This is a genomic window from uncultured Amaricoccus sp., from assembly GCF_937858865.1.
Classification (GTDB): domain Bacteria; phylum Pseudomonadota; class Alphaproteobacteria; order Rhodobacterales; family Rhodobacteraceae; genus Amaricoccus.
Window position 1 is genome coordinate 1 of record NZ_CALLYO010000594.1, and the last position, 8036, is coordinate 8036.

An 8036-nucleotide genomic window follows, 5' to 3' on the forward strand; every position below is an offset into this window, starting at 1 on the left:
GGGCGGGGGCTGCATCTCCTGCATCGTCTCGCCGTCCGGCATCGGCATCATGTTCCGGTTGAGGTGGAAGATGACCCAGAGCGAGCCGGCGAGGGTGATGACCACGAGCACGATGGTGAAGATGGTGGAGACGAGCAGCCAGCCGTCCTCGGCCTTGGGCGTCATGTGCAGGAAGAAGATCATGTGCACGAGGATCTGGGCAAAGGCGCAGACGAGCACGATGGCGGCGGTATAGCCGGGGCTCTCGATCGGGCGGGCCATCACCATGAAGAAGGGGATGACGGTCAGGATCACCGCGAGGATGAAGCCGGTCATATAGTCGCGGTAGGTGCCGTGCGGGGCGCCCGATTCCTCGTGCGCGGACTGTGCGTGCCCGGTGCTCATCTGAGGACCCCCAGCAGGTAGACGAAGGTGAAGACCCCGATCCAGACCAGATCGAGGAAATGCCAGAAGAGCGAGAGGCAGGTGATCCGCCGCTGGTTGGCGGCGATCAGCCCGTGCCGCGAGACCTGCGCCACGAGGACGATCAGCCAGAGGATGCCGAAGCTGACGTGCAGCCCGTGCGTGCCGACGAGCGCGAAGAAGGCGGAGAGGAAGCCCGAGCGCTGCGGGCCGGCGCCCTCGTGGATCAGGTGGGAGAATTCGTAGAGCTCGACGCCGACGAAGGCGGCGCCGAAGAGGCCGGTGACGGCCAGCCACTGCAGCAGCTTCCGCCGGTCGCCCGCGTGCATCGCCAGCATGGCGAAGCCGTAGGTGATCGAGGAGATGAGGAGGAGCGTCGTGTTGAGCGCGACGAGCGGCAGGTCGAAAAGGTCGCGCGGGCCGGGGCCGCCGGCGAGGCTGGTGCCGAGCACGCCGTAGGTGGCGAAGAGGACCGCGAAGATCAGGCAGTCGCTCATCAGGTAGATCCAGAAGCCGAGGTGGGTCGAGCTGCCGGGGGCGTGATGCTCCTCCTCGCGGACGTAGAAGTCGGTGGCGGCGGCGGCGGGCGTGCTCATGCGCTCAGGCCCTCCCGCCGAGCAGCCGGGTGCGCATGGACTCGGTCGCCGCGACCTGGGCGGCGGGGATGTCGAAGTCGCGGCTGTAGTTGAAGGTGTGGTGGATGGCGGTGGCGATCACCGCGAGGAAGGAAAGGGCGGCGAGCCACCAGATGTACCAGATGAGCGCCAGCGCGCAGATGGTGGAGAAGCCGGCGAGCAGGACGCCCGAGCCGGTGTTCTTCGGCATGTGGATCGGGCGGAAGCCTTCGAGCGGGCGGACGTAGCCGCGGGTCTTCATGTCCCACCAGGCGTCGACGCCGTGCACGATGGGGGTGAAGGCGAAGTTGTAGGCCGGCGGCGGCGAGGCGGTGGCCCATTCGAGGGTGCGGCCGTCCCAGGGGTCGCCGGTCAGGTCGCGGAGCTCGTCGCGGTGCAGGATCGAGACGGCGATCTGGACGAGGAAGGCGGCGATGCCGCAGGCGATGAGGCCGGCGCCGAGGGCGGCGATCAGGAACCAGATCTGCAGGCTGGGGTCGTCGAAGACGCGCATGCGGCGGGTGACGCCCATCAGGCCGAGCACGTAGAGCGGCGTGAAGGCGACCCAGAAGCCCGCGACCCAGCACCAGAAGGAGACCTTGCCCCAGAAGGGCTCGAGGCGGAAGCCGAAGGCCTTCGGCCACCAGTAGTAGATGCCGGCGAAGAGGCCGAAGAGGACGCCGCCGATGATGACGTTGTGGAAGTGGGCGACGAGGAAGAGGGAGTTGTGCAGCACGAAGTCGGCCGGGGGGACGGCGAGCATGACGCCGGTCATGCCGCCGATGGCGAAGGTCAGCATGAAGGCGACCGTCCACATCATCGGCAGCTCGTAGCGGATGCGGCCGTGATACATGGTGAAGAGCCAGTTGAAGAGCTTCGCGCCGGTCGGGATCGAGATGATCATCGAGGCGATGCCGAAGAAGGAGTTGACGCTGGCTCCGGCGCCCATGGTGAAGAAGTGGTGCAGCCAGACGATGTAGCTGAGGATGGTGATGCAGACGGTGGCGTAGACCATCGAGGAATAGCCGAAGAGCGGCTTGCGGCAGAAGGTCGCCGTCACCTCGGAGAAGATGCCGAAGGCGGGGAGGACGAGGATGTAGACCTCCGGGTGGCCCCAGATCCAGATGAGGTTCACGTACATCATCGCGTTGCCGCCGTTGTCGGCGGTGAAGAAGTTGGTGCCGACGTAGCGGTCGAGGGAGAGGAGGGCGAGGGTCGCGGTCAGCACCGGGAAGGCGGCGACGATCAGGATGTTGGAGCAGAGCGCGGTCCAGGTGAAGATCGGCATGCGCATCAGCGTCATGCCGGGGCAGCGCATCTTGATGATGGTGACGATGAGGTTGATGCCGGAGAGCGTCGTGCCGACGCCGGCAACCTGCAGCCCCCAGATGTAGTAGTCGACCCCGACGTAGGGGCTGCCGTCGAGGCCGGAGAGCGGCGGGTAGGCCAGCCAGCCGGTCTGGGCGAACTCGCCGACGAAGAGCGAGGTCATGGTGATGACCGCGCCGCCGACCGTCATCCAGAAGCTGAAGTTGTTGAGGAAGGGGAAGGCGACGTCGCGGGCGCCGATCTGCAGCGGCATGACGAGGTTCATCATGCCGGTGATGAAGGGCATCGCCACGAAGAAGATCATGATGACGCCGTGGGCGGTGAAGACCTGGTCGTAGTGGTGGGCGGTCAGGTAGCCCTCGGCGCCGTTGAAGGCCCAGGCCTGCTGCAGGCGCATCATGATCGCGTCGGCGAAGCCGCGGAGCAGCATGACGAGGCCGAGGACCATGTACATGATCCCGATCCGCTTGTGGTCCACCGAGGTGAACCACTCGGTCCAGAGGTAGCCCCAGAGGCGGAACCAGCTGAGCGCCGCGACGAGGGCGAGGCCGCCGAGGGCGACGGCGATGAAGGTCGCGACGAGGATCGGCTCGTGCAGCGGGATCGCGTCCCAGGTGAGCCGGCCGAGGAGGAAGCTGGTCTCGACGACAGGCGAGAGGGTCTCGGTTGCCATTCGCGTGCGCTCCCGAAGTCAGGCGAGGTCAGAGGGTTCCGTCGTCCCGCGGCAGGGGGCGTGGCGGCGGGTCGAGCAGGACGAGGGCGTCGCTGCCGTAGCGGGCGAGCGAGTCGGCCGGGGTGCAGAAGTCGGCGACGTAGAAGGGGGCATGGCCGAGGGCGCTGGCCCGGCGCCCCTCGGCGGGCACGAGGTTGAGGGTGCCGGCCGGGCCGGTGCCGCCGAGCGAGTCGAGCATCGCCATCTGGTCGATGCAGAGCCGGCCCTCCTCGACGCAGCGGTTGACGATGCGGCGGAAGAGCTCGGGGTCGCTGTCGCGGAAGCGCAGGGGCGGCACGTTCTCGCTCGGCTTGGCGAGCTCGAGGTAGCGCGGGCGGTCGAGGGTGCCCTCGCCCTCGGTGCGGGTGCGCGCCAGCCAGCCGGCGAAGTCGTCCTGGTCGAGCCCGTGCAGGCGGAAGCGCATGCCGGAGAAGCCGGCGCCGCTGTAGTTGGAGGAGAAGCCCTCGTACTCGCCGGGGACGTTCATCACCGCGTTGAGCCGGCTCTCCATGCCGGGCATGGCGTAGATCATGCCGGCGAGCGCGGGGACGTAGAAGGCGTTCATCACCGACTGGGCCGTGAGGTGGAAGCGGACGGGGGTGTCGACGGGGACGGCGAGCTCGTTGACCGCGGCGATGCCGTACTTCGGGTAGATGAAGAGCCACTTCCAGTCGAGGGCGACGGCCTGGATCTCGAGCGGCTCCACGTCCTCGGCGACCGGGCGGCGCTCGCCGAGCCGCTCGAGCGGGCGGAAGGGGTCGAGCAGGTGGGTGCCGGTCCAGGTGATGGCGCCGATGCAGATGATGATCATCAGCGGCGCCGCCCAGATCACGAGCTCGAGGCCGGTCGAATGCCGCCAGTCGGGGTCGTAGCGGGCGCTGCGCTTCTCGCTGTAGCGCCAGGCGAAGAAGGCGGTGAGGCCCATCACCGGGACGACGATGAGCAGCATGAAGAGCGTGGCGAGCATGAGCAGGTCGCGCTGCTGGGCGGCGATGTCGCCGGAGGGCGAGAGCACCACCGTGCCGCAGCCCGCGAGGGGAACCAGGAGCAGGAGTGCCGAGATCGGTGCTCGTCGCATGGGTGAGGTCCTCCACCGAGCGCTTCGCCGATTCCCAGTTAGCATAAAATTGCGCGGACGCTATAAGGAGAGTCGTTCGGTTCCGCGGCCGGTCCGCGGGGCCGGGGCTCGGAGGGACGCTCGCCATGAGCTACGAGACCGGCAGCGCGCAGGGGCACGCCGAGCACCAGGCGAGCCCCGGGGACATCGCGATCGGGGTCATCATCGGGCGGAGCTCGGAGTTCTTCGACTTCTTCGTCTATGCGATCGCCTCGGTGCTGGTCTTCCCGCGGGTGATGTTCCCCTTCGCGGCGCCGGTCGAGGCGGTGCTCTGGTCCTTCGCGATCTTCGCGCTCGCCTTCCTGGCGCGCCCGGTCGGGACGCTGGTCTTCATGGCGGTCGACCGGCGCTGGGGGCGGGGGGTGAAGCTGACGCTGGCGCTCTTCCTGCTCGGCTGCGCGACGGCGGGGATCGCCTTCATGCCGGACTATTCGGTCGCCGGCTTCTACGCCGTGGTGATTCTCGCGGTGATGCGCACGGCGCAGGGGGTCGCGCTCGGCGGTACGTGGGACGGGCTTTCCTCGCTCCTCGCGATGAACGCGCCGGAGAACCACCGCGGCTGGTACGCGATGATCCCGCAGCTCGGGGCGCCGGTCGGGCTGTTCGTGGCGAGCGCGCTCTTCGTCTATCTCGTCACCACGCTCTCGGAGGCGGACTTCCTCGAGTGGGGCTGGCGCTATCCCTTCTTCGTCGCCTTCGCGATCAACGTCGTCGCGCTGTTCGCGCGGCTCCGGATCGTGGTGACGCCCGAGTATCGGGCGCAGTTCGAGAGCCTCGAGCTGCAGCCGACGCGGGTGCGCGAGACGGTGGCGGCGGAGGGGTGGGGCATCCTGATCGGTGCCTTCATCCCGCTCGCGACCTTCGCGCTCTTCCACATGGTGACGGTCTTCCCGCTCTCCTGGGTCTATCTGTCGAGCGGGCAGGAGGTGCCGGCCTTCCTCGGCATCGAGATGGGGACGGCAGCGATCGGGCTCGCGGCCATCGTCGCCTCGGGGGCGCTGGCCGACCGGATCGGGCGGCGGCGGCTGCTCATCGCCTGCGCGGTGGCGATCGCGGTCTTCGCGCTCTTCGCGCCGGTGCTGCTCGACGGCGGGCAGATCGGCGAGTTCGTCTACATGGTGGTCGGCTCGGCGCTGCTCGGGCTCTCGTTCGGCCAGTCCTCGGGCGCGCTCGCCTCGCGGTTCAGCCGGCGCTACCGCTACACCTCGTCGGCGCTGACCTCGGATCTCGCCTGGATGTTCGGGGCGGGGTTCGCGCCTTTCGTGGCGCTCTTCCTCGCCGCGCGCTTCGGGCTCTTCTCCTCGGGCTTCTATCTCCTGTCCGGCGCGGTCTGCACGATCATCGCGCTCCTCCTCAGCCGCCAGCTCGACTCCGGGGCCGACTAGCTCCCGGAGACGATGGCCTCGGCCTCGATCTCGACCTCGTATTCGCCGATGAGGGCGGAGACCTCGACGAGGGTGTTGGCGGGGAGGATGTCGGCGAAGACGCGGCCGTGGGCGCGGGCGACGAGTTCCCAGCGGCGGGCGTCGCGGACGTAGACGCGGGTGCGCACCACGTCCTCGAGGCTGCCGCCGAGCGCGGTCAGGGCGGCGGCGATCTTGTCGAGGATGTAGGTGGTCTGGGCGCCCGGGTTTCCGGGGGCGACGCAGCGGCTGCCGCCGTGGGTCGCCGTGGTGCCGGCGACGGAGATGCGGTCGCCGACGCGCACGGCGCGGCTGTAGCCGGCGAGGGGCTCCCAGATGCTGCCCGAGGCGGCGCGCAGGCGGTCGGGGCGGCCGGGGACCGGCGTGACGGTCAGCGCGCTCGGGATGGTGTCGAGGTGGTGGCTGAGGTCGCCCGAGGCGGTGAGATAGGGCGGCCGGCGGTATTCGTCGCCGCAGTCGCCGGGGATGGGCTTGGTGGCGGCGAAGGCGGCCGCGAGCCGCTCGCGGTCCTCGGCGTCGAGCGCGAAGGAGAAGAGGCGGGCGTTGTCGGCGCGGTGCTCGCGCTCGGTGATGCGGGCGCCGACGATGACGGCGGCGACGGCCGGATGGTCGAGGACCCAGCGCGTCGCGACGTTCGAGAGCGAGACGCCGTGCCTGCGGGCGATCTCGGCGGCGGCGGCGAGGACGCCCTGGAAGGGCTGCCAGCCGCCGGCGGCGTCGATGAAGCGGCGGTACTTGGCGCGGCTCCAGTCGGGCATCTCGCCGGGGTCGGGGGCGCCGAGCCAGCGCTCGGAGAGGAAGCCGCCGCAGAGCGTCCCGTAGGCGAGGAGCCGCATGCCGGTGTGGGTGCAGAATTCGGAGAGCGGCCCGGCGGCGCGGCGGTCGATGAGGGAGAAGGAAACCTGGTTGGTCGCGAGCGGGATGCCGTCGGCGAGGGCGACGGCGAGGTGGGCGGCGTCGAAGTTGGTGACGCCGATGGCGCCGATCAGCCCCTCCTCGCGCAGGCGGTTCATCTCGTGCAGCGCGTCGAGCCAGGCCGGATGCTCGAAGGTCCACCAGTGGAACTGCAGCAGGTCGATGCGGGAGATCCCGAGCCGGTCGAGCCGCTCGCGGACGCCTGCGCGGACGATCTCGGGGGTCATCGGGCCAGGCGGCGGGCACCATTTGGTCAGCGCCGTGCCGCCCCTGCCGCGGGCGATGAGGCGGCCGGCGATGATCTCAGCGCTGCCGTAGTGGTCGGCCATGTCGAAGGTGTCGAAGCCCTCGCGGACGTAGGCCTCCAGCGCGTCGGCGCCGGCCTCGGGGTCGATCGTGGCGCCGTCCTTCTCGATGTCGGCGACCTGCCAGAGGCCGCAGACGACGCGCGGGATGGTCGGGCCACCCTTCAGGGCGGTGCGTTCAGGGTTCGGCATGGCTGGGCCTCGTCTTGGGATCGGGCTCGCGGGCGGCGAGGTGGCGGGAGATGACGCGGACCTCGCCGAGGATGCCGCGCGGGCGGAGGAGCAGGATGGCGCAGAGGCCGAGGCCGATGAGCGAGATCTGCAGCGCCGCGGCGCGGGCCTGCTGGCCGGGCGGGAAGAGCGAGGCGATGACGCTCGAGGAGACGGCCCAGAGGCCCCAGACGACGACCGCGCCGAGGATGGCGCCGCGGTTGTTGCCGGAGCCGCCGACGATCAGCATCGCCCAGACCTGGAAGGTCAGCATCGGCAGGTAGTTCTCGGGCGCGATGAAGCCGATGAAATGGGCCTGCACCGCGCCGGCGAGGCCCATGATGGCGCCGCCGATGGCGAAGGCCTGCAGGCGGAAGCGGTCGGCGCGCTTGCCGAGCGCCCGGGCGGCGGTCTCGTCCTCGCGGATGGCGCGCAGCACCCGGCCCCAGGGGCTGCGCAGCAGGCGCTCGAGGGCGAGATAGAGGAGGAGGACGACGAGGAGGAGGAGGCCGAGGTTGAGGGCGGCGAAGAGAGTCGGGGTGCCGGCGGTGGCGGCGAAGGGCCGCGGGATGAAGCCGATGCCGAAGGGGCCGCCGGTCAGGGGCTCGAGGTTGAGCAGGGCGAGCTGCACCATGACGGCGAGGCCGAAGGTGGCGATGGCGAGATAGTCGGCGCGGAGGCGGATGGTGATGGCGCCGACGACGAAGGTGAGGAGTCCGGCGGCGAGCGCGCCGCCGAGCCAGCCGGCGGCGATGGGCAGGCCGAAGCCGCCGAGCCGGCTGGGCGTATCGGGGGTGGTGAGGAGGGCGGAGGCGTAGGCGCCGGTGGCGACGAAGCCGGCGACCCCGACGTTGAAGAGGCCGGTCTGGCCCCACTGCACGTTCAGGCCGAGGCAGATGATCGCGTAGCTGAGCGCCATGGTGAGGAAGAAGGCGCCGTAGCCGAAGAGGTCGAGCATCAGTCGGCCCTCCCGAAGATGCCCTGCGGGCGGAGGAGGAGGATGGCGAT

At 69.9% G+C, this 8036-nt stretch carries 7 protein-coding genes; 1 reads left to right on the forward strand and 6 read right to left on the reverse strand.

What is annotated here, in order from left to right:
* The 4 genes from cyoD to cyoA form a co-directional block, all read right to left on the reverse strand.
* A partial coding sequence (cyoD, locus tag Q0112_RS17605) for a cytochrome o ubiquinol oxidase subunit IV (protein ID WP_297977321.1) occupies positions 1–384 on the reverse strand: 384 nt, incomplete at its 3' end.
* Positions 381–998, reverse strand: a complete 618-nt coding sequence (cyoC, locus tag Q0112_RS17610) for a cytochrome o ubiquinol oxidase subunit III (RefSeq protein WP_297977322.1) — start codon at positions 996–998, stop codon at positions 381–383. The genes cyoC and cyoD, both read right to left, overlap by 4 nt.
* A 4-nt stretch (positions 999–1002) precedes the next feature.
* Entirely contained in the window at positions 1003–3018 is a 2016-nt protein-coding gene (gene cyoB, locus Q0112_RS17615; protein ID WP_297977323.1) for a cytochrome o ubiquinol oxidase subunit I, read from the reverse strand.
* A gap of 28 nt (positions 3019–3046) precedes the next feature.
* Positions 3047–4135 carry a ubiquinol oxidase subunit II gene (cyoA, locus tag Q0112_RS17620; RefSeq protein ID WP_297977324.1) on the reverse strand — a complete coding sequence of 363 codons (1089 nt, stop codon included), beginning with the start codon at positions 4133–4135 and terminating at the stop codon, positions 3047–3049.
* A 125-nt stretch (positions 4136–4260) separates the two neighbouring features.
* On the opposite strand from cyoA, the gene Q0112_RS17625 reads away from it, so the two are divergent.
* Positions 4261–5559: an MFS transporter gene (locus Q0112_RS17625; protein WP_297977325.1), complete on the forward strand. Its 1299-nt coding sequence runs from the start codon at positions 4261–4263 to the stop codon at positions 5557–5559.
* Here the strand turns inward: Q0112_RS17625 and Q0112_RS17630 are convergent.
* Entirely contained in the window at positions 5556–7010 is a 1455-nt protein-coding gene (locus tag Q0112_RS17630; RefSeq protein ID WP_297977326.1) for an aldo/keto reductase, read from the reverse strand. The genes Q0112_RS17625 and Q0112_RS17630 overlap by 4 nt on opposite strands.
* On the reverse strand, positions 6997–7986 hold the full coding sequence (locus Q0112_RS17635) for a branched-chain amino acid ABC transporter permease (RefSeq protein ID WP_297977327.1): 990 nt from the start codon (positions 7984–7986) through the stop codon (positions 6997–6999). Before Q0112_RS17635 ends, Q0112_RS17630 begins: the two co-directional genes overlap by 14 nt.
* Positions 7987–8036: the final 50 nt, after the last annotated feature.

Coding starts and splice junctions, on each gene's coding strand:
- Q0112_RS17635 (WP_297977327.1), bottom strand. CDS start 7,986: ATGCTCGACCTCTTCGGCTACGGCGCCTTCTTCCTCACCATGGCGCTC.
- cyoA (WP_297977324.1), bottom strand. CDS start 4,135: ATGCGACGAGCACCGATCTCGGCACTCCTGCTCCTGGTTCCCCTCGCG.
- cyoB (WP_297977323.1), bottom strand. CDS start 3,018: ATGGCAACCGAGACCCTCTCGCCTGTCGTCGAGACCAGCTTCCTCCTC.
- Q0112_RS17630 (WP_297977326.1), bottom strand. CDS start 7,010: ATGCCGAACCCTGAACGCACCGCCCTGAAGGGTGGCCCGACCATCCCG.
- cyoC (WP_297977322.1), bottom strand. CDS start 998: ATGAGCACGCCCGCCGCCGCCGCCACCGACTTCTACGTCCGCGAGGAG.
- Q0112_RS17625 (WP_297977325.1), top strand. CDS start 4,261: ATGAGCTACGAGACCGGCAGCGCGCAGGGGCACGCCGAGCACCAGGCG.